The organism is Vibrio diazotrophicus, assembly GCF_038452265.1.
In the GTDB taxonomy this organism is placed as follows: Bacteria; Pseudomonadota; Gammaproteobacteria; order Enterobacterales; family Vibrionaceae; genus Vibrio; species Vibrio diazotrophicus.
In genome coordinates this window covers 798,887-822,633 of record NZ_CP151843.1, presented here as the reverse complement: position 1 = coordinate 822,633, position 23,747 = coordinate 798,887, and the positions used below count along the sequence as shown (strand labels likewise).

The window sequence follows — 23,747 nt, the reverse complement described above, 5'->3', positions numbered from 1 at the left end:
GTAAGTTGAAAACGGAAAGATCGGATTGAAGAGAAAGGATATGGAATAAAAAAAGAGTGTGGCTTTTGGGGCCACACTCTTTTTTATTGCGTTCGAGATTATACCGATTGAGTTGGTTTACTATTGTTTTGATTACGGTTTTGGTTTGAACCGCGATTCGGCTTTCTGTTTCCGCTTGGTTTGCCGTTTGCACTTGGCTTACCGCTTGTAGCAGGTTTGCCATTTGAGCTAGGTTTACCATTTTTGTTTGGTTTACCGCTGCCACTCGGTTTGTTGGCATTTGGCTTGTTATCCGAACTTGGTTTGTCCCCAAATCTCTTGCTGCGATGTTTGTTCTCGCCATTTGCTTTTGGCTGAGCATTTTGATTGCCATCACGATGACCTTCGCCACTTGGTTTAGGGCGCTTAGGCTTAGAGGTGCTTTTAGCCGCAGGTTTGTCATCTTTGGAAGCCCCTCGAGCCGATTGGTTACCTTCTGCGTTATGCATTTTAGGCTGTTTCGGTTTTTTAGGCTTCTTCGCTTTAATAGGGCGAGTATCTAAAACAGACTCAGGAACTTTGTTGCTTGGCGCAAATCCTTGCAGTTCGATACGTGGAAGCACTTGTTGAATAAGACGCTCAATAGCAAAAAGTTCTGGTGCCTCAATCGCTGAAACCAAAGTAATCGCTTTACCCACTTCGCCAGCACGACCTGTACGACCAATACGGTGCACATAATCTTCAGCGACTTTAGGCAGTTCAAAGTTCACCACTTGCGGTAGCTGAGGGATATCAATACCTCGAGCCGCAATATCCGTTGCAACGAGTACGCGAACTTCGCCAGATTTAAAATCGGCCAACGCTTTGGTTCGAGCGCCTTGGCTCTTGTTGCCATGAATCGGTGCTGAGCTGATACCTTCCTCATTCAGAAACGCTGAAAGCTTGTTTGCACCGTGTTTAGTTTTGGTGAAAACCAACACTTGCTGCCAGTTACCATCTTTGATCAGCTTCACCAGCATCGGTGCTTTCTTTTTCACATCCGCTGGATAAATGCATTGCTCTACAGTTCTTGCTGTTGAGTTCGCTGGGCTTACTGATATCTCAACTGGGTTGTTGACCATTGTTTTGGCTAAGGAACGAATTTCGTCAGAAAACGTTGCTGAGAACAGCAGGTTCTGGCGTTTCTTCGGTAACAAATCAAGGATCTTACGGATGTCACGAATGAAGCCCATATCGAGCATGCGGTCTGCTTCATCAAGAACCAGAACTTCCAGTTGGTCAAACTTAACGGCATTTTGGTTGTATAGATCCAACAGACGGCCCGGTGTGGCTACCAGCACGTCCGCGCCTTTACGTAAACGCAGCATTTGCGGGTTAATCTTCACACCACCAAAAACTACAGCACTTGTCAGAGGTAGGTGACTGCCATAGGTGTTGACGTTGTCTTCAACCTGAGCGGCAAGCTCACGGGTTGGAGTGAGGACCAGAGCACGAACCTGATTGCCACGAACTTTTGGACCGCGTGATAGAAGCTCTAAAATAGGCAGAGTAAAGCCAGCAGTTTTACCTGTACCAGTCTGTGCCGCTGCCATTACATCTTTTCCTTCTAATACAGCTGGAATCGCCTGTATCTGAATCGGTGAAGGAGTGGTATATCCTTTTTCTTCAATAGCTTTAAGGATTGGAGCAGATAGACCTAACGAGGTAAAACCCATATTTAATTCTCAATATTGTACTTAATTAATACTCACCACAGATAAATGATTATTGATGGCGAAAAGTGCGACATTCTGAGGCTTTCGCCCCATAGTAGCAATAGATAATTTCTTTTCGGCGCTTTTGATTGATGGATTGAAGTTGCGTTTTGCAAGGGAATTATAATTTAAGCCTATTGATATAGTGCTAAACTATTAGCTCTCAAATGTTAGGCGCACTACAAGTACTGAAGTTGATGGACGAATATCTAAAGCGAATTAATCAGCTAGAACAGCAGGTTGAAAAACTGACACGTGATAACCAGCGCTTGGAAGAAAAGCTTAATGTCGCACTCGATGGTAACGGTTTGTGTTTGTGGGAAAATCATTTACCCACTGGCAAACTCACCATATTTAATATGGAGTGGGGCAAAATGCTGGGCTTTCAGCCTCATGAGCTGGAAGCGACCGTTGAGATCTGGAAAAGCCGGCTTCATCCCGATGATTATGATTTGGCAGTGGGTGCATTCGAAGATCACATCAATGGCAAAGTAGACACTTATCAGGTGATTCATCGCATGATCCACAATGACGGCAGTACGAGTTGGGTATCTGATCGGGGCCGGATTGTCGAATACGATCAAGATGGTAAACCGCTACGAATGATGGGTACTCACATCGATATCACTAAAGAAAAGCGATATGAACTCGAACTGTCGAGATTAGCAACGTTAGATCCACTTACTAATTTGCTTAACCGCAAGGTGTTGGTTGAAAAATGCGATGAAATTTGTCGTGGCTTATTGGACCAACCCGCCTCTCTTATATTTATCGACCTTGATAATTTCAAAACAGTGAATGATCACTCGGGTCATAAAGCGGGTGACTCAGTGCTGATAAAGGTCGCAGAATGGCTCAATCAGTACGCCCCGAGCGAGTCGATTATTGCGCGCTTAGGCGGTGACGAATTTGTCGTGCTGTGCGTGGACCATCCGAGAGAAGTGATCAGCCGTTATATCGATCAGTTGCTGACGAATGTCAGTGAACCGATGAAAGTGGATAACGGGTCGGCTCAGATCGGTTTTAGTATTGGCGTGTGTGAGTTCACCACTTCCAATTACACGTTCGAAGAGCTGTATGAACTCGCGGATAAGGCAATGTACCAAGTAAAACACAGCGGCAAAAACGGTGTGGCGTACATAAAAGCCGAGGAAAATTAGCCGCTACAGCTCTTGTTTGGGAAAAACTCTGGCCAGTACATTCTGATATAACCAGCGGAAACCCACACCACCAATACGGTTGCAATGGTGAGTTCAAGAAATCCGAAATTGTGTAGCCAGTGCCAGTGTGGAAAATCTGACTCAAAGAAAGTTGTCAGCCTGTGCATTGCGATGGCGCTGATCACGGATGGGAAAGTGACTGCAGCTATTGAAGGCTGAAACTTCAAACGTAACAATCGTAAATAGCACAGGTAGATCAGCAGCGTCATGGTGATGGCAATACCTGCCAACGCTCCGGTTAGTATCGGGTCTGGGTCAGGGAAATTGACCAGATAGGTGGCGAGAGTTAAGTTAATCGGTGCCGCCATAATAGCCAGCGTTGGTCTTGCCCTGCGTGGCAACGAACCAAAGAACACCAAGCGATACAAAACCACAGGCAACATAATAAAGTAGATAGCGACACATACCTGTACGAGTGTTTCTGAAAATACGTTGTGTCCAAACTGTGTTCCCGCCAACGAGCTACTGATCATTCCCACCGGATATAAGAACCAACTAGGTACGATGTTCGACATCTTGAAATTCATGAGCTGAAAGCCGAAGAACAATATCATCATTGTAAAATGCAGCATAAGCGCTAAGGCCCACAGTGGGTAAGCTATCAGTGGCGAGATAACAACTAGGTAATCGCACAGAATTAGCAGTGCCATGCTCATCGGTGCCATAAGGCTACCAGAGAGAGGGTGTTTAATATCAGCGATAAAGGTTTTGTAGCTGGTTAGATACCTTGCTAACACAGGCAACAGCAGTATGGCGCCCATCGTAACCAGATAAGGGCGTACAGCAAGGCCGAACGTTGGCAGATACAGCGCCCACGCTTGACCTAAGCCAATCATGCCTAATGCAAGGGCTGCTTGAGAAGGGGGAACAGCTTGTACTTGAAGAAACCTTTTCCAGTTCAACGAAAACTCCGCATTCCATCGCCATACAGTGGTGTTATGCAGTTTTGGTGTCTGAGATTAAGGCAACACCGCTACCACTCGCTTTAGGGTGGCGATATTAACAAGTTTCGTCACTTTCTGTACGACAATAATGTGTGCGATTGTCACAAAATACGCAGCAAATTCATAACATTTAGGCGGAAGACTAAATATTAATCCTCTTTTTATTCCTGTTGTGGCAGATCTTGCTGGCGCAGTTTCTCGTTCTTCAACGTACGGTTTAGAAGTTGACTGTAGATAGGTTGTCCGCCAAACATCTGCGCAAATATCACTGCGCCTAAGCCAGTGATGATCAGTGGCAGAATCAGGTTGTAGTTGCCCGTCATTTCAATAACCAGCAAGATGCCAGTAATCGGCGCTCGTACGGTGGCACAAAACAGAGCGCCCATTCCCGCAATCGCAAACATACCCGGTTCGATATCCAGCTCTGGCAATAGGCTTTTTGCGATCAGACCAAAGGCATAGCCAAACAGTGTGCCCAGAGCCAGCATTGGAGCGAAGATACCGCCCGGAGCACCCGAGCCAAAACAGATCACAGTGGTAAAGATGCGCCCAATAAACAACAGCAGCAATATCGTAGCGCTATAGCCGCCATTTGTGACGTCTGGAATAAAGTTGATACCACCACCCGTCAGTTCAGGAACATAAAGCAGGGTCAAACCAAAAAAGCCACCAAGCAATGAGCCGGTGATCAGATAGCGTTTACGTTGGTTCTTGTGAATACGAACAAAGATGTCCTGAGACAGCGTAATGAGTCGGTTAAATATCACGCCGAAAATGCCGAATAACATACCCAGAAAAAGAAATAGACCAAGCGCTTTTAACTCAGGTGCATCATATTCCGGCATGGTAATAACGGCTTCCTGACCATTAATCATACGGAACACGATATTGGCGGATACCGCAGAAATAATAACCGCACGAATGGAGATCAATGAGTAACGAAACTGAGGGCGCATTTCCTCTACGACAAACATGATGCCAGCAAGAGGCGCATTAAAAGCCGCTGCCAAACCACCTGCTGCACCGGATGCAAGCAGAGAGTGACGAGTGTCCTCATTCTTAACTCGAAACACATCTGAAATCATACGGCCGATAGCACCGCCCATTTGTACTGTTGGTCCTTCACGCCCTAGCACCATACCAGAACCCAATGCACCCATGCCGCCAAAGAACTTAACTGGAATAACGCGCCACCAACGAACCGGACGTATTCCGTCCATGGCACCTTCAATTTCAGGAATACCAGAGCCTGCGGCTTCCGGTGCAAAACGGTGAACAAGGTAATAACCCACAAACGCCAATGCCGCACTGATAATAAATGCCGCTAACCACAATGGGAGCAGGTTACCAATCTCACTTTTCAGCCATTCGGTACGGGTTTCTGAGACGAAATGAACGGCTTTTTCAAAGTAAGTACCGACAATGCCAGCCAATATACCCACAGCAAGAGAGAGAAAGAGAACAGAGATGGGGGTTTTATCTTTAGAGAGAAATTGGTTGATAGCATCTTTTGGAACTTTTGCTAGAAGACTGTGCGTAAACTTCTCTCTGTTGGTCATTTAAAACGGGTCTCATGGTTGGCGTTATGTGAGGAATGTCAGATTATACTTACCATTACCATCAACTATAGCTGCAAAGATGCAAATTAGATTTTCATATATGACTTTGATATGAAAACAGATGTGTTTTTACCACTTTTCAAAAAGGTGATTTAGCTAAAAATTTTGCTTATAAAATTGGCTGAGAAACTTGTATTTCAAGGGATATGAGCCATATTTAAATCGTAAGGCGTTTATCGATATTTCTTACGGAGGATGTGAAAAGAGCCTTACTTACAATTTGGAAGGAATCAAAATTCTATTCGATTGACCTCGTATTTGATTCTATAACATCTATCTACAGATGACTGAATCCGCACACTCACGATTGAGTAACGAGGAATAAGGCGCGCTCCCGCAGTGCGCCTTTATACTGTCTGCTTTCTGCTTTCTGCTATTCTGCATACTCTTTGTTTCCTGTTCCCAGCTATCAGCCGAACTGCTGAGTACTGAGGTTATAGGGCAATCTATGTTTGCTCGCTTACCTGCTAATCGCTTTGTAGAAAGCGAATATATAGAAAGCTTTTAGCCTCCTATGTATACTCCTTGGAAAAGGAGTATGACGATGACGAATAAAGTCCCAACCAATATCATCACGGGTTTCCTCGGGGTAGGGAAAACAACAACGATATTGAATCTGTTAAAGAACAAGCCTGAAAACGAAAAGTGGGCGGTGCTAGTCAATGAGTTCGGTGAAATTGGTATTGATGGCGCGATGATGACTGAACAAGGGGCTTTGATTAAAGAAGTTCCGGGCGGTTGTATGTGTTGTACGGCAGGCGTGCCTATGTCTGTGGGTATTAATGCGCTGCTACGCCAGAAACCTGACCGTTTGATCATTGAACCAACAGGGCTTGGACATCCTAAACAAGTAATTGCCACTTTAACTTCTGACCAATACACGCCATATGTCAATCTTAAAGCGACGATTGGTCTGGTTGATCCGCGAAACTTGAGTAATGAAAAATACACCAGCAACCAAAATTTCAACGACCAATTGCAAACGGCAGATGTGATCATTGGCAACAAGGTGGATGAGTGTACCGCTCATGATATCGATGTATTCAACGATTGGGTAACGGACCAAACGCCAGCAAAAGTGTTCCATAAACTGGTCACACGCGGTCAACTACCGATTGAAGTATTGGATATTGAACGTGTCCACGGTGGTGCGTCGTCGCATATTGAATCTCACCATCATCACCATGCGGAGATGGAACCTGAGTTTCAGTTAAATCCAAACCAAGCTTTTGCTCGTAAAGAGAACAAAGGGCAGGGTTATTACAGTTGTGGTTGGTTATTTGGTGCCGAGTACCGTTTTAACTTTGAGGAGCTTTTCTCAATGATCAGCGATTTAACCGCAGAGCGTGTAAAAGCGGTAGTGAACACAGACCGTGGCTGCTATGCGTTTAACTCAGCCAATGGTGTGGTTTCCGTTAATGAGTTGAGTCTTGAAGGCTTTGAGTCGCGCCTTGAAGTGATTGATTCTCAGCTAATGCCATGGGATCAGCTGGAAAGCATTCTGTTAAAACTGGCTGGAATTTCCAAGTAACTTATAAGTTGCTGAAGAAGTCTTAAACAGTGGATACGACAAGGGCGACATGAGTCGCCCTTAATTTTATATCTATAACGAAAAGATTAACGCTTGTTACGCAGGTAGCGCTTACGGCGTTCTTCTTTGTTTTTCGCTTTTTCTTCCGCTTTACGCGCTTCTTCGATTTCCACTTCAATCAGTTCCTGAGTAATCATCTCAGGGTGCTCAAGGGTAATTTGACCTAGAATACCTTGACGCAATTCATGCAGTAGAATCTCAGACGCTTTGTGTAAATCAACACGACCACCCGCACGCAGCGCCCCACGTTTGCGACCAATCTCTTCCATCCACTCAAGGTCAGATTCAGGTGATTCGTCGATGTTGTAACGTGCTTTCAATAGGTCTGGGTAACGCTCTGCGAGGTATTCCACGGTATAGAATGCCACTTCCTCATATTCCATTGCCGTATCTTTGATAGCGCCTGTTGCCGCTAAACGGAAACCACTGTGCGGGTTTTCCACTTTCGGCCATAAGATCCCCGGCGTATCGGAAAGCACAATACCATTTTGTAGGTTGATACGTTGCTGACGGCGAGTAACCGCAGGCTGGTTGCCCGTCTGAGCAATCGCACGACCCGCTAAACAGTTGATAATGGTTGACTTCCCAACGTTTGGAATACCCATGATCATGGTACGAACGTTCTTGCCCAAAGCTTCGCGGTTTGGCGCTAACTTGCGGCATAACTCCATGATTTGCATCACTTCATTCTGGTTAGAAGTAGTAATCGCAATCGCCTTTACGCCTTGCTCTTTCTCTAAGTGCTCAATCCAAAGCTGAGTCATTTCAGGATCAGCCAGATCGCGCTTGTTCAGCACTTTTACACAAGGCTTTTCTTTGCGAAGTTTCGAAATAATCGGGTTTTCACTACTGAAAGGAATACGCGCATCCAACACCTCGATGATCACATCAACTTGTGGGATGACTTCTTCGATCTCCTTGCGCGCTTTATGCATATGCCCAGGAAACCACTGAATATTGTTGTTAACCATTTGAATTTATTGCCTTAGTCTTCATCTGTTTTAGAGCTTACTTAGCAAGTGCACTAAACCAGAAGAGTATTGGTTAATTTGATTGGCGGTATTGTACGCGAGATTGTTCGATGTATCCAACTCACCATTCAAGGTCTGACTGGGTACAGATGTAGTCGTTTAGTAAAACACAATTGCTAATGAATAAATTCCACTCAATTTATTCATAAATCTCATACCACTTTAGGGTAGTTTAAAAACTCAATTGACCTACATCATGTATTAATTTACGCAGAAAAATAAAACTTCGCTTAGTTAAGAACCTAACCCTTAGGAATTACAATGAGCAAGTTGAAGCTAGTCGTTATCGGTAACGGGATGGTAGGTCACCGTTACATCGAAGATTTAGTCGAGAAAACCGATGTCTCTCAGATGGATATCACGGTTTTCTGTGAAGAACCTCGCGCCGCATACGACCGTGTGCATTTGTCCTCGTACTTTTCTCATCACACTGCGGATGAGCTTTCTTTAGTTAAAGAAGGTTTTTATGAAAAGCACGGCATCAACATCCTTCTTGGCGAACGTGCGATTAACGTTAACCGTGAAAACCGCATTGTCTATTCAAGCACAGGTCGTGAAATTCAATACGACAAGCTGATCCTTGCTACTGGCTCATTCCCATTTGTTCCTCCTATTAAAGGTCATGAAAGCAAAGACTGCTTTGTTTACCGCACAATTGAAGATTTAAAAGCAATCGAAGCTTGCGCGAAGAAAAGTAAGTCAGGTGTTGTTATCGGTGGCGGCTTGCTAGGTCTTGAAGCTGCGGGCGCTCTAAAGGCGTTGGGTGTTCAAACTCACGTAGTAGAGTTCGCACCTAAATTGATGGCAGAACAATTAGATTTGGCTGGTGGTAATCAGCTACGTCAGAAAATCGAACGCATGGGCGTGAATGTTCACACCAGCAAAAACACCCTTGAGATTGTTCCAGAAGGGACAACTGCTCGCAACGTGATGCGTTTTGCTGACGGTACAGAGCTAGAAACCGACTTCATTGTGTTCTCTGCGGGGATTCGCCCACAGGACAAACTTGCTCGTCAAATGAATCTTGAAATCGCCCCACGTGGTGGTGTAGCGATTAACGACCACTGTCAAACTTCAGATGAGAACATTTACGCGATTGGTGAATGTGCTTCTTGGAATGAAATGTTCTTTGGTCTTGTGGCTCCGGGTTACAAGATGGCAACTGTGGCGGTTGATCACCTGCTTGGTAAAACGGAAAGCAAATTCGAAGGTGCAGACATGTCTGCAAAACTGAAATTGCTTGGCGTGAAAGTGGGCTCTATCGGTGATGCAAATGGTCGCACTGAAGGTTGTAAGAGCTACGTTTACCAAAACGAAGAGCAAGAAGTTTACAAACGTCTGATTGTATCGAGTGACAACAAGAAACTGCTTGGCGCAGTGCTTGTGGGAGATACCTCTGACTACGGTGATCTTCTTCAGTTAATGCTCAATGAAATTGATTTGCCTGAACATCCAGACGCACTGATTCTGCCTGCGCATGCCGGCGCAGAAAAACCGGCTCTTGGTGCCGATGCTCTGCCTGAAAGCGCAGTGATCTGTTCATGTTTTGATGTGACTAAAGGCAAGATCGCACAAGCGGTTGCTGATGGTCATCATACGCTTGCAGATATCAAAGCGGTAACAGGAGCGGGTACAGGCTGTGGTGGTTGTGTTCCATTAGTGACATCGGTTCTGAATGCGGAACTTGCTAAGTCTGGTATCGAAGTGAAGAGTGATGTGTGTGAGCACTTTGCATACTCTCGCCAAGAGCTGTTCCATTTGATTCGTATTGAAGAAATTAAAACCTTCGATGAGCTATTAGCAAAATACGGCAAAGGCTACGGCTGTGAAGTGTGTAAACCGCTGGCAGGCTCTATTTTGGCGTCTTGCTGGGGCGAACATATTCTGAAACCTCAGTTAGTGAAACTGCATGACACCAATGACAACTTCCTAGGCAATATCCAGAAAGACGGTACTTACTCCGTTATTCCGCGTATGGCGGGCGGTGAAGTAACACCTCAAGCGTTAGGCGCTCTGGCTGCGGTCGCTGAAGAATATAAGCTATACACCAAAGTGACCGGTGCGCAACGTATTGGTCTGTTTGGTGCGCAAAAAGATGACCTACCTGAAATCTGGCGCAAGCTGATTAACGCTGGTTTTGAAACCGGTCAAGCGTACGCCAAAGCACTGCGCATGGCGAAGACTTGTGTAGGCTCTACTTGGTGTCGTTACGGTGTTCAGGATTCTGTTGGTTTAGGTTCATTGATTGAAAACCGTTACAAAGGCATTCGTACTCCTCACAAGATGAAGTTTGGCGTATCTGGCTGTACGCGTGAATGTGCAGAAGCTCAAGGTAAAGACTTAGGCATCATCGCAACAGACGCTGGCTGGAACATGTACGTGTGTGGTAACGGGGGTATGAAGCCTCGCCATGCGGACCTTCTAGCAAGCGATTTAGATAAAGAAACACTGCTTAAATACATCGACCGTTTCATGATGTTCTACATCCGTACTGCTGCGCCACTGCAACGCACATCGGTTTGGTTGGATAACATGGAAGGCGGTGTGGACTACCTACGTAAAGTGATTGTTGAAGACAAGCTAGGCATCAATGCTCAACTTGAAGCTGACTTAGCGAAGTTAGTGGATGAGTATGAGTGTGAATGGACTGCGACCATCAACGACGAATCACAACTGAGTCGTTTTGCTCATTTCATTAACTCAGACAAACGTGATGAAAACGTCGTGTTTGTATCTGAGCGAGCACAACACCGCCCAGCAACTTTCACGGAAAAACATCCTGAAGCGAAAGGCGACATTTTGCACGTAGCTGCGACAGAAGCATAAGGGAAGGTTAGATATGTCATTTGAAAAGATTTGCCAAATCAGCGACATCATTCCAGGTACTGGCGTTTGTGCGCTGGTGAACGGTGAGCAAGTTGCGGTGTTTCGTCCTACTGATGCGGAAGAAGTGTTTGCTATCAGCAATACCGACCCGTTTTACCAATCGAACGTGCTGTCTCGCGGTTTGATTTGCGAACATAAAGGCGAGCTTTGGGTAGCAAGCCCACTGAAAAAGCAGCGCTTCAACTTGGCGACAGGTATGTGCATGGAAGATGAACGTTTTAGCGTGAAGTCTTACCACGCGCGAGTCACCAAAGGCGAAGTTGAAATCGCAGCCTAACTGATTGATGCCCCTCTCAACGGGAGGGGCAGATTCAATAGGCAAAGGCTTTAGTCGCGAATCCGTTTGAAAGCCTTTCTCTATTTAATCTTCCGTTTTACACATTTTTATATTTTAAATTTTAGGAGATCCACATGTCTGCATTAAAACCTGTAGAGTTTGTCCAAACCATGATCGACATTGGTGAGGCAAAAGTAAAAACCAGCACTCGTGATCTAGTATTGCGCGGTATGATGGCTGGTGTGATTTTGTCGTTAGCCGTAGTAGTGGCGATTACGACTATAGTTCAAACAGGCATGGGCGTTGTCGGCGCACTCGTGTTCCCTGTAGGCTTCTGTATTCTGAGCTTAATGGGTTATGACCTAGTCACCGGTGTGTTTGGTATTGCACCACTGGCTAAATTTGAAAACCGTCCGGGTATCACTTGGGGTCGTGTACTTCGTTGTTGGGGGCTTGTCGGTTTCGGTAACCTTGTTGGCTCATTGATTGTGGCTGGTTTGATCGCTCTCTCTTTAACTATGAACTTTAGTGTAGAACCAAATGCCGTTGGTCAAAAATTCATTGCTGTTGCAACAGCACGTACTGTGGGTTTCGAAAACCTAGGTGCTGACGGTTGGATTACCTGTTTCGTTCGCGGCATTCTATGTAACCTAATGGTGTGTCTAGGTGTCATCGGCAATATGACCGCTCGTTCTGTTGCAGGCAAAATCGCAGCAATGTGGTTACCAATCTTCATCTTCTTCGCATTGGTATTTGAACACGCAGTAGTAAACATGTTCCTATTCCCACTAGGTATGATGCTAGGTGCGGATTTCGGCGTTGCAACTTGGTTGAACTTCAACCTAATCCCAACCATTCTTGGCAACATCGTTGGTGGTCTAGTATTTACTTGTATTCCTCTATACCTAACTCACGCGAAAACAGCGCCAGCGTTAAGTGCAGAAACTGAAGTAAATGCAGAAGTAGCACTAAGCAAATAAGGTTTATGGGCTCCGTCATTAAAGTGATGGAGCCGTTTTAATACAGATGTTTTTGGCTATAAAAAGCAGTGACTTAATGCCCCATGAGAACTCCTTTTTATATCCAAATTTTAAATTGCAGGCGTTGCTATGAACACTGATATCACTGTAAACAATCTTGATTTAAAAACGGGCTTTGTCTCTCTTGTTGGTGCAGGCCCGGGTGACCCTGATTTGTTGACTATGAAAGGGTACCGAGTCATACAACAGGCGGAAGTCGTCGTGTATGACCGTTTGGTATCAGAGCAAATTCTAGCGTTAGCGGATGAAAGCGCTGAGCTAATCTACGTCGGAAAAAAGCTCGACTATCACTGTGTCCCTCAAGATCAAATCAATCAAATTCTGGTGCAGAAAGCGCAAGAAGGTAAGCGTGTTGTACGTTTAAAAGGCGGTGACTCGTTTATCTTTGGTCGTGGTGGTGAAGAGTTAGAAGAGCTTGCCGAGTATGGCATTGCTTATGAGGTGGTTCCGGGCATTACCGCAGCGGCTGGCGCAACGGCTTATGCAGGCATTCCGCTCACTCACAGAGACCATGCGCAAAGTGTTCAGTTTATTACTGGTCATGTGCAAAAAGATGGACGTGAAATTGAGTGGCAATCTCTGGCGCAATCAAATAACACACTCGTGTTCTACATGGGCTTGAAGCAAAGTGGTCACATCATGGATAACCTAATTAGCCATGGTTTAGACCCTCAGATCTCGTGCGCAATTATTGAAAATGGTACACGACCTGAACAACGTGTATTTCAGGGCAAACTTAATCAATTATCACAGTTAGCAGATCAAGCTCAAAGCCCTGCACTGATTGTGGTGGGTAGTGTTACTGAGCTGCACAATAAATTGGATTGGTTTAACAAATAAATAATCCTTTCATGTTTTATATCCAGAGAAGCCTAAATATTCTCGACACTTTTGCTTAATAATTTCACTTTTACCTGTAAGAAAGCTTTTTAAATTCTTACAGGTACAAATACCCATCATCCTGCATTATTTCCCGTCTATTTAGTTCACATTTCGTAAAATAGGAAAACCTATTTTCGCACTAAAATCGTCGCGCACTACTGCAGCTTTTTACGCCTATTGATGATTTGTTTCCTAACTAAATTTGAGAAGCAATTCAAATGAATGTGAACTTCGGATAATTAACGACTTGTTACACTGTTTTCAATTCCTTGTTTTGTAGCAAGTTTTAGACTTGAGATTGAGCTATAGGCTAAACAAAGCAGAGCTGTTCATCGCTTGAACGCGATTTTTCGCTGGTTTAGAAAACAACGCCTGTAGGTAGTTGTGAAATGACTCGTAGGAATAGTCTTAATTTTATTCGTATTGGCATGTTCATACGAATTGAAGATCTGGTTAATGATAAATTCTCCCACCATCAGAAATTCTTCATTAACCAGAGTTTAAATATCCGGATGAGATATTATTTCACTTTATTATTCTTAACATTATTTTCTTTTAAAGTTATTGCTGCGGATATATCGGTGCAATTAGAGGCTGATAAATCGGTTTATGAAAATAATGGTTTTGTTACTTATGCCGTGACGGTATCTAACTTGACCGATAGTGTTATTGATATCTCATCGGTTTCTGCAGATTTCTCTGCCTATTCCACAACACAGATAAGTGCCTCATCCAGTTTTTTATCTGAGAGCGGAGATTTTAGCTCAAGCGGAAATCTGCAAGTCACTGGCGCAAGAATCCGTGCCGGTGGACACATTAAATATGTAGTTCAAGCTTTGGTTGCAAATGACACAACCGCAGACATTACCATTCAGGCTTCAGCTCTTGCTAGTTCTAGCCCAGATGCTGTGACTTCGGAGTTAGTTACCGTTACTCCAGCCCCTTATAAGTACTCTTTAACACTCTCTTCAGATACGAGTGAGTATCCAGTAACTGGTCTTCTGACATACACATTAGTGGCAGAAAACACAGGTGCTTACCGAGTTCAAAACCTCGATATCGAGCAGATATTTAGCACGTTATTGGTTGAAAATATTGATGGAACAAATACCGCGCCTTTCACTCAGATCGCCAACAGTGCGGTAAAAGAAGGTACTGAAAGTGATGTCGGCACCTTTGAACTTCTTGGGGATTTAAAGGTCACAGGCGCAAGCATTGCTGTGGGTGGCAAGCTCACGTATACAATGCAAGCCACTCTAGCGGATCGGCTCGCCGGAGATATTGTTGTATCTGCTACTTCACAAACGAAAGATGGAATCGTTGCAAGTGATGAGTTAACTACGCCTCCGATGGCTGGCACGTTAGAGATCATCAGACATGAGTTTGTTAACAGTTCTCCTTATTTAGTCAATGGTGAAATGCAACTTCATCTGGCGGTAGAAAATACTGGGAAAGGTATCGTCCATAATTTTAGGGTTCAGCATAATATCAAAGATATTTTGACGACCTTAGGGAATAACTTAGTTGATTCCACCGTCACCTTCGACCATACCGATGTCAGTGGGCACCCTTATAAAACGTGGTCGATTGCTATAGACAGTATTGGAGGCAACTCTGTTTCCAAATTGGGTAGCAGTACGGTGACGGATGATTCTCTTGATGACGTTGTCTCTGTTTATCCGGGTGAAACGATTGATTATCTGATTACTACAGCCATCTCTCCAGTCGCTATTGGTGACATCAAAAACTTAACTGCGAGAGTCATCAATGATGAAGGTTCATTGGCGTCAGCGGCGAATACGATTTCGACACCGATTGCAACGGAGCGAGTATTACAAGTCGGTGACCCTGAAATTCATATAAGCAAGATAACGTCTCAGTCTCAATACAGCCCGGGTCAAAGTGTTGAATATAACATTAGCGTTGAGAACTCATCAGATAAGTATTTTGCTAATAACCTTATCATTGTCGATAAGTTGTCTTGTATTCAGACTGAGCAAGCTGCTGGGTACGGTGGGGGGGCTGCTTTTCAGTCTTGGAAGCTGGAAGTTGTTAGTGGCTCAGACAGTGAAGGTACAGATGCAGGTAAGTTTGATTATGGTGCGACTAAAACTGGTGATTTAACGATTTCTCCGGACATCGCTCCGGGTAAAAAAGTGGAATATAAACTTACCGCAACAACAACGGATAGCAGTATTGGCCTTATTCTTGATGATGCGAGTTGTGCTGATGATGTGGTAGAAAGTGGCACTGGTATTGAGATGCCTGCCAACGCTTTATCAGTGACCAAAGATGTCGATACATCAAAATACTCTGCTGGTCAGGAGATGACGTATACCATCAAGGTTGCCAACACCAGTGATGCTATTGCGAATATGGTTCCCGTCGTTGACGATCTGGCTTCTATTATGGTGACGGACGTTTATGGCAACTCTATTCCCGCTTTCTCTTCTTGGGAAATTACCGCCGACTATGGAAAAGATATTAGTGGCGTGGATGGGACGATCACTTCACCAGACATATTAGATGTTAAAGCTACGATTCCCCCTCATACCGTTGTTACTTACACTGTAAAAGTTCATGTTGCACCGACCGCAAACAGTAAGATCAGCAACATAGTCACTGTAGATGGCAAAGCGATAGCTGATAGGGGCTCGGTTCCTAAAGAGTTCTCGTTGGCAATGAACAAGTCAGTCAAAGTTGATGATGAATCTTCTTTTCACTCCCTTTACAGTTTTTACTCCAAGCAAAGCAATGTCGTTACTTATCAGATAGTTGTTGAAAATGATAACACCAACGGCTTTGCTACTGATGTGGAGATAAAAGACCCTATCAGTTCGATTGAAGCTGATATGTTGGAACCCGACAATACACCAATGCCAGTGTTCAGTTCCTGGACCATTAGCGCTGATAAGCAGGTTATGGATAATTCGGGGTTAACCTCTGATGACCAGCAGCAACTGTTGAATGCCACTGATGTCGGAACATTTTCTGACAATACCGACCTTGATACGACAGCACAAATCCCACCTAACGTTCGAGTTATATACACCATTGTGGGACAAATTGATCGCTCATCAAGTAACAAAATCGTATGGGGCGGTTTCACCAATACTGCCACGGTATATTCACCAGACAACGGACAAACGCTTAGTGGTGGTGCAACAGTTCAACCCGAAGCTCCTGATGTGCAAGTTCTGAAATTAACTCCCAACGATATTTTTCAACTGGGGAGTGAAGTTTCTTTCGACATTTTTGTATTTAACAAAGGTTCTGGCTATGCCAATGATGTAGATGTTTCGGATGATATTAATGGATTAGGTGTATTCGAACCTGGCTGGACTATAGAAGCAACTACGGATGGTCACATAAGTAGCGGGAGTTACGCTGACGAAAAGTCCACTTGGCCAGATGGTGGAAATATAGCCTCAAAAGTGGATATCGATCCTAAGTCCGATTCAGGTAAATGGAACGGTATGGGTTACGTTAAATACACGGTCAAAGGTATTGTGAGATCTGATTATGAGAAAGAAGAAATCTCCAATACAGCGAGCATTCACGACCCAGCAACAAACACTAATCATTCTTCAACCGCTGAAATTGGTAAGGATGGCAGTGTCGATCAACTTAATGTTTCTATTATAAAAACCTCGGACAAAATGCAGGTCGCTCCGGGCGGGTATATTACCTATACCATCACCTTGATTAACAACAGTACTAATACCATTGCGAACAATCTGACAGTTGTTGACCTGATGTCAGAGATAAAGTCTGTGCTTGCCAATGACAATAATGATGGTGGTATAAATGATGGCAAAATGGATAACGTTGAAGATTATCCGGATCAGTCCCCATTTGTACACTGGCAGTTCAAATTACCCGGTGACGCTAGCTTTGGTCCTGAAACTACAGAAGATTTTATTTATCCTGCAACTGACTCTACAGATGTCCTATCGTTAGCTCCTCAGTCAACAATAGAATTCCAGATTAAAGCGCTGGTGAAAGACAACTACGTCAGTCAAGTGCTTAAGAATGATGCGTATGTTTATCGCGACTTTGGTGAAGTATCGTCACTGAATCATGTTTCCCACCATGAAAACAGATTGGCATCTAATGGCGCAGGTACACAACGACAACTATTGGTAAACGGTGTACCTAGCAAATATTACTCCCCAGGCGATGAATTGACCTATACGGTGAAAATTCACTCTAATACTGGGTATTTGAATAACCGCCATGTTGCTGAAGATATTCTTGGAGTAGATGTTTTGCTGATGGATGGTACATCGGAAAATCCGTTTAAAAATGCTTTTTCCGTAGATGTTGTGAAAGATGATGGCAATGGTAGTAATGGTACGACTACTGGTGAGTCTGAAGGGGTTGTTGAGGACAACCAAAACATTGATACCTACATAGATGTTGCTGGTGGGGACTACGTTTTATATACCGTCAAAGGAACTGTGCGTGATGATGCTGTAGGCAGTATTACTATCGGTGGCATTACGGTTAAACCTAACGATTATCATCTGAACTTTTACAAAACCACTGATGAAGTGAACTATCACCCAGGAAAAACAGCGAGTTACCATTTACATATTACCAATAACGGGTTGGCTAACGCTTACAACATTCCTGTGGTAGATGAGTTATCAAAGGTACAAGTTAGCTTGGTTGATGGCTCAACTGGACCAGCTTATACCTCTTGGACTATTGCGCCGCAAGTGACACTTGATCCTTCTTTGCCAGACGGTAATGCTCAAGTTGGTGACTATGCAGATAATCAAGATATCAATACGTTAGCTTCAATACCAATGGGAGCGACGATTGACTATGTGGTTACTGCTACGATAAACCCTAATGCCATCGGCGAAATTACCAATGTTCTTTCTGTGAACGGCGATAGAGTCAGCTCTTCTCTTACGCCTGATGCCAATAAATTTAACTATAGCAAAGCGATTAAAGCCTATTACGACACAGATGGTACAACTTCACTAGGTTTAGACGGCTATAAGCCGGATGGCTATATCGAATATGAAATTGCTATTGGCAATGAAAACGAAGTCCATCTCAACGATATTGCCGTGTTTGATAATATCCAAGGGGTCATGACTTCTTGTTACAACATCACGACTGGAACAACTTATAGTTGCCCAGCTTTTGATAGCTGGACAGTTTCATCAGAAGTCGATTCTAGTGGTATCACTGATGCTGGAAGCATTTCAAATAACACCAACATCGATACCACCTTTGATTTAGCAGCTGCTAGCTATGGTTCTTATATTAAATACACGGTTAAAGCTCATATTGTCGAAAATGCAGTCGGTGAATTTAAGAACACCGTATTAGTCAATGGTCGTTATCAGGCTTCTTCTGATCGTTCAACAATGTTGCCGCCAAATTTAATAAAAGCGCACAGAGCTTTTACCGATACGTCTCTAGCTACCGTTAAGACAACTTACAATCATCAGACAGATGATCAACAAGTGGTTTATCACCTGCGAATCGATAATAACGGTAATGGACTTGAGTATGGTAAAGCTCTGATTGAAAAATTCTCAGAGTTGCAAGTTCGCTTAGCGCAAAAATCTGATAGTGCGGGAGACAGTGATAAGGCTCCGGCATACCTACCTAAAGGATGGGTGGTTACGGCAAACACTTCTGGTGAGCCTATGACCTCTATTGGCGGTTTTACCCGAGGAAACAATGTCGATATTGATATCCCTCATGTATCAATAGCTCCGGGTGGTTATATCGAATTTGTCATGGAATCAGAGATTCGCGAAGACGCTATAGGTGCCATAGATATAACGCCAACGTACGGTGGTAGTAATCTTCCACGGGCAAATATTACCCCAGACGCTGCATTATTGAATGTCACTAAAGAGATTGTTTCTCTTGGTGGAAACAACTACACCAGCGGTGATAAATATAAACCGGGCGACAGCATTGAATATCGGTTTGTGGTCGAAAATACAGAGCCTGTTTGGTACGACAACACAGTCATTCAAGACCTGATTTCTAATATTAAAGTTGAAGTGATCGGTGGAAAAATCGAAGCAGCGTTGATTGATACAAATATTAGTCATGTTGTATCAACGGGATTAAACAGTGCTGTTGATACCAAACCGTTAAGTTACGAAGCCAATGGTGATTTGAATATTGCGGCATCGGACGGTTTGGATATCGCACCCAATGAGACTATTACGTTTACCATCACAGGCAAAATTCGTGAAGATGCTGTAGGCGTTGTCGATGCAAACAGTGCGACAGGCGGGGATAACACAGTAACGACCGATGCTATTCCACCCCACGACGCAAGTTTAACGTATGAGAAATTGGTAACGAATACCACCGCAGACGGGAATGCGTGTTCGTTTCCTTCAAACTCTGGTTCTGGCTGTCTATATAACCCTGATGGTCAAGTTGTATACCAAATCCACATAACGAATGATGGTGAAGGTACTGCGAATGATGTCGTGATTCAGGATCTGGTTAATTCAATTACGACCTCAGATAGCGGTGTTGCATTTTCTTCCAGCAGCGTTCGTATCGTGGAACAGCCAGACAGCTCACGTTTCTCTATCTCGGGTCAATATTCGGGAGTCGGAGACTTGGACGCTAAGTTTGATTTGATGGCTGGGGATACAGTGGTATTTGAAATCACCGCTACTGTTTCTGATAGTGCCACCGGCACGATATCTAATGTCGCAACAATTAATGGTAACAATACCAATACTATTGTTCTTGACCCTGGTATTGCCCAAATATTGGCGAAAAAAGAAACGGACATTAACACATATGTTCCCGGTCAAACGATAAATTACACCATCCATGTGCTAAACAAAGGGCAGAAAAACAGTTTTGTGCATATTACGGATATTGTTTCTGATTTCCTTGTAGAAACTGCGGATGGTTCTTCCAAGCCAGCGTTAGAAAATTGGAGCATTAAATCTCAAGTGCTGGCCGACTCTTCTCCAACAGTGACAGATATCTCTGGTTTAACCGCCTTAGAGTCAGGCACTAACATTGATATTGATGATGTGGAAATTGAGTTAGCAGGAGAACACAGTGGTGTTGAAACACACGTAGCCATTACTATTACAGGGAATATTCGCAAGGATGCTGTAGGAGCTTTCCATAATATTGCTACTGTTGCGACGCTAACAGACTCTAACAGCTATCGTGTTGATATCTCGCCTGAAAACGGTGTCCTCGAACTGTCGAAAGTCGCTTCAAAAACGCCCGCTACTTATGTTCCTGGTGAGACTATTGGTTTTGATGTTGAAGTTCAAAACAGTGGTTTGGGCTATCTGACCAACGTCAATATTTCTGATTTGTCTGCGGACATCAAAACGGATTTTGCTGGTCAGGCTCGTGAAGGTCAAGTATTCGAACAGTGGACAATAACAAACGTCAGTGTCACGGGCGTGGAGCCTACCCTCAGCCAGCAAATCTCTGGGAGCGAAGTCACCGGTGCGAATGGTTATTCTGTTAACTACAATATTGCGCCTTCTCACTCGGTCGTGATGCATTTTGAAGGTGTCGTGAATGATAAGGCAATGGGAGATATTACGAATACCGTTGTTGTGTCAGATGAAGAGGGTAACAGCCGTACAGCACAAGCGACTTATACACCTGAAAAGGCGAATCTAACGGTAACGAAAACTGTCGATAAACCGCTATATGAAGCTGGTGATACCTTGACTTACACCATAGTCGTCGCCAACACCACAGGGGCTTGGGCTAAGGATGTCCATATCACGGATATGCTTTCTACCATCGAAACGACGACGATCGACGGCTATACGGTTTCTGCGTTTAACCCTGATTCTATTTCAATAAATGCAACGTCATCGACAGGTGCTACGACTATCCCTGTAGTAAATTCGGGCGATATTGATGGAAGCATAGAAATTGCGCCTAATGACACCTTGACCATCACTGTTCGCGGAACGCTGAATTCAACAATTCATGGTCAAGTGAAAAACACAGTCACAGTTGAATTGGACGGTGGTACTCAGACAGCTGAAGCGGTCAGCAAACCAGTCATTCCAGAAGTGAAACTGACGAAAGTTGCACCGGTGGAGCATTATGTTCCGGGCGAGGTTTCTGACTTTGTCATCACCGTTGTTAATGAAACAAATGGATTTGCAGACAACATTCAGATTGAAGACTTTATCTCTGGTTTAACCGTCGATACCATCGACGGAACAACAGAAGCGGCATTCAGTTACTGGGTACTGGATATTGAGAACAGTAACTCGAACACGGTCATAACCTCTCGAGCCTCATTGAACGAAGATATTAAGTACAACATTGATCTTGCCCCTTTAGACACGGTCACTTTTAAAGTGCATGGCACAGTGAATCAAAAGGCTGTTGGGGTGATCACTAACACGGCGACAATGATATTCGACGGTAAGACTCAAACCGCAACGGCACAGTTAAAACCGTTTGAGCAGGATATCAGCTTTATTAAAACGTTAGCGGATGGCTCTCAGGAAGGGGAGTACAAAACGGATGAAGAGACCGAATTTCATATTACGTTAGTCAATAACGCACAAAGTTTCGCTCAGAGCATCAAGATTACCGACATCATCAGTGACTTGACGGTCGTTAACTTGCTGGGCAATACAGTTCCAGCACTGACGTCGTGGGATATCAATTATGAAATCAAAAATGATAAATACAATACGACGACAGTCGATCCTTTACCGCTAGGGGATGACCTAGACGTCACAGTGAATCTAGCTCCAAGCGCGACAGTCGACTTTATTGTTAAGGGTATCGTCAACCCTATGGCATTAGGGGTAATCACCAATACCGCAACTATGGATGACGGTAGCTCAACGTCAGAGTCTACAGTTACTTTGAAACCGGGTGGCGTGGTTCTTATGGCGACAAAAGTTGCTGATAAAGCCGAATACACTAACGATGATGATCAGATTACCTACACTCTTGCAGTGACTAACCGAGGATCATCTGATGCACTGAATGTTCATCTGGTTGATGAAATATCAAAACTCCAAGGGGCGAACGGAAGTCCGCTGTTTACAGAATGGACAACCACAATTAGTGAATTCGATACAGCCACTTCTACTACCACTGTTCTGGATACTCAAAACTCGGTTGACCTTGATTATACTTACACTCTCAAGGCTTATGAGGGGAATATTATATGGGTGACTATTGTCGGCCAAATCGGTAAAGGGTTGGATGATGACATCACCAATACGTTTAGTGCTACAACGATTGGAGGCGACACCGAGCAAGCGAGTGTCACTGTGCATGTTAAAAAATATTCTGATAACGAAGGTGAGTTGGTTGTCACCAAGAAAGCGCTGCAACAGACCGCTCAGGTTGGGGATGTCGTTGAATACGAAGTCACTATTGTCAATAACAACGAGTCAGAATTCAAAAATGTTCATCTGACTGATCGATATCCTTCTGGTTTCCAATATGTAGAAGGTTCTGCTGAGATCACGAATAGTGGCCCTGACGGAGAATTTGATACTGCTGATGATGTATTCAACACCAATGAGCCAACGCTAGCCAATGTAATGTCGTTCAGTGTGGGTGACATGCTGGCGTATGGTTCGAGTGGTTCTACTGTTCAAGAGAAGATTCGTGTTCGTTACTTGATGCGGGTTACTGTCGGTGCAACCTTTGGTAACTATACCAATACGGCTTATGCGATGACGCCAGCGGAAGGAATGACGAGCGGTGCGCTAGAAATTAAGTCAAACATGAGTAGCGCCACCGTTGAAGTGACACCTGATAAGCTTTTTGATACTGCATCAATAATCGGAAAAGTATTTGAAGATAATAATGGTGATGGCTATCAAGCAAGTGCAACGGCTTATGGTATCGAGGTCTCGATTGATATTGATCCTTCTCTTATTGTTGCTGGCTCTGCGACGCTAAAAGTCGAAGGAGAGAAAAAGAAAGACGTTTCTATTAATGGCAATAACATTGTGATTAATAAGCTGATTGGACAATCTCGAAACCGAACCTTATCAGGTAGCCACAAGGCAACTCTACAGTTTGTTTCTAAGACTGCTGATTCCTTCGCGTTTAGCGTCACGACCAAAGACGGAACCCATATCACCGCGCATGAAGATGATTCATTTAGCGCTCAACATTCAGGCAATAAACTACAGGGTTTAACGGCTGAGAGTCTTCAAATAACTCGTAATGTCTACCAATACGGTAGTCAATATTTGCGGGAAATCGTCATCGAAAACATGGGGATTTATGAAGAAGGTATTCCGGGAGTTAAGCTGCTAACTGTTGAGGGTATTGTGATAGAGACAGACCAATATGGTCGTTATCACGTGCCGGATCAATGGGTACTGAATAAAAAGGGTCAGCAGTTTCTTGTCAAACTGGATACAGATTCACTGCCGACGGGTATGAAAGTTGTCAGTGAGAATCCTAAGGTCAGACGTATCACACCAAATGCTCTGAGTAAGTTTAACTTTAGCGTACAGAGTATCAGTGATGAGTAAGTATCGATCGAATCCT

At 44.0% G+C, this 23,747-nt stretch carries 11 protein-coding genes; 7 read left to right on the top strand and 4 right to left on the bottom strand.

Annotated elements, in window-relative coordinates; translation table 11 throughout:
• Window positions 1-98: 98 nt before the first annotated feature.
• Entirely contained in the window at window positions 99-1,694 is a 1,596-nt protein-coding gene (locus AAGA51_RS19030) for a DEAD/DEAH box helicase (protein ID WP_042482896.1), read from the bottom strand.
• Window positions 1,695-1,930: 236 nt separating this feature from the next.
• On the opposite strand from AAGA51_RS19030, the gene AAGA51_RS19025 reads away from it, so the two are divergent.
• The gene (locus tag AAGA51_RS19025) at window positions 1,931-2,893 is read left to right on the top strand and encodes a sensor domain-containing diguanylate cyclase (RefSeq protein ID WP_042483399.1); all 963 of its coding nucleotides are present in this window, start codon (window positions 1,931-1,933) and stop codon (window positions 2,891-2,893) included.
• On the opposite strand, the gene AAGA51_RS19020 is transcribed toward AAGA51_RS19025, so the two are convergent.
• Together AAGA51_RS19020 and clcA are read right to left on the bottom strand one after the other, a co-directional pair.
• Window positions 2,890-3,855 carry a TDT family transporter gene (locus AAGA51_RS19020; protein WP_042482899.1) on the bottom strand — a complete coding sequence of 322 codons (966 nt, stop codon included), beginning with the start codon at window positions 3,853-3,855 and terminating at the stop codon, window positions 2,890-2,892. The genes AAGA51_RS19025 and AAGA51_RS19020 overlap by 4 nt on opposite strands.
• Window positions 3,856-4,058: 203 nt before the next feature.
• Window positions 4,059-5,456 (bottom strand): H(+)/Cl(-) exchange transporter ClcA, encoded by a 1,398-nt coding sequence (gene clcA, locus AAGA51_RS19015; RefSeq protein WP_042482902.1) that lies wholly within the window; start codon window positions 5,454-5,456, stop codon window positions 4,059-4,061.
• A 604-nt stretch (window positions 5,457-6,060) separates the two neighbouring features.
• Between clcA and AAGA51_RS19010 the strand changes: the two genes are divergently transcribed.
• The gene (locus AAGA51_RS19010) at window positions 6,061-7,047 is read left to right on the top strand and encodes a CobW family GTP-binding protein (protein WP_042482905.1); all 987 of its coding nucleotides are present in this window, start codon (window positions 6,061-6,063) and stop codon (window positions 7,045-7,047) included.
• An 86-nt stretch (window positions 7,048-7,133) separates the two neighbouring features.
• Here AAGA51_RS19010 and ylqF read toward each other — a convergent pair whose 3' ends face one another.
• The gene (gene ylqF, locus AAGA51_RS19005) at window positions 7,134-8,078 is read right to left on the bottom strand and encodes a ribosome biogenesis GTPase YlqF (RefSeq protein ID WP_042482908.1); all 945 of its coding nucleotides are present in this window, start codon (window positions 8,076-8,078) and stop codon (window positions 7,134-7,136) included.
• 321 nt (window positions 8,079-8,399) lie between these two features.
• Here ylqF and nirB point away from each other — a divergent pair, with 321 nt between their 5' ends.
• The 5 genes from nirB (at window position 8,400) to AAGA51_RS18980 (ending at window position 23,731) form a co-directional block, all read left to right on the top strand.
• A complete protein-coding gene (nirB, locus tag AAGA51_RS19000; protein WP_042482910.1) occupies window positions 8,400-10,964 on the top strand; it encodes a nitrite reductase large subunit NirB in 2,565 nt (854 codons plus the stop codon).
• Between the two features lie 13 nt (window positions 10,965-10,977).
• Entirely contained in the window at window positions 10,978-11,301 is a 324-nt protein-coding gene (gene nirD / locus AAGA51_RS18995; protein ID WP_042482913.1) for a nitrite reductase small subunit NirD, read from the top strand.
• Window positions 11,302-11,435: 134 nt separating this feature from the next.
• Window positions 11,436-12,281 (top strand): formate/nitrite transporter family protein, encoded by an 846-nt coding sequence (locus AAGA51_RS18990; protein ID WP_042482916.1) that lies wholly within the window; start codon window positions 11,436-11,438, stop codon window positions 12,279-12,281.
• A 129-nt stretch (window positions 12,282-12,410) separates the two neighbouring features.
• The gene (gene cobA, locus AAGA51_RS18985) at window positions 12,411-13,181 is read left to right on the top strand and encodes a uroporphyrinogen-III C-methyltransferase (protein WP_102954837.1); all 771 of its coding nucleotides are present in this window, start codon (window positions 12,411-12,413) and stop codon (window positions 13,179-13,181) included.
• A gap of 623 nt (window positions 13,182-13,804) precedes the next feature.
• Window positions 13,805-23,731 carry a DUF11 domain-containing protein gene (locus AAGA51_RS18980; protein WP_255209372.1) on the top strand — a complete coding sequence of 3,309 codons (9,927 nt, stop codon included), beginning with the start codon at window positions 13,805-13,807 and terminating at the stop codon, window positions 23,729-23,731.
• Window positions 23,732-23,747: the final 16 nt, after the last annotated feature.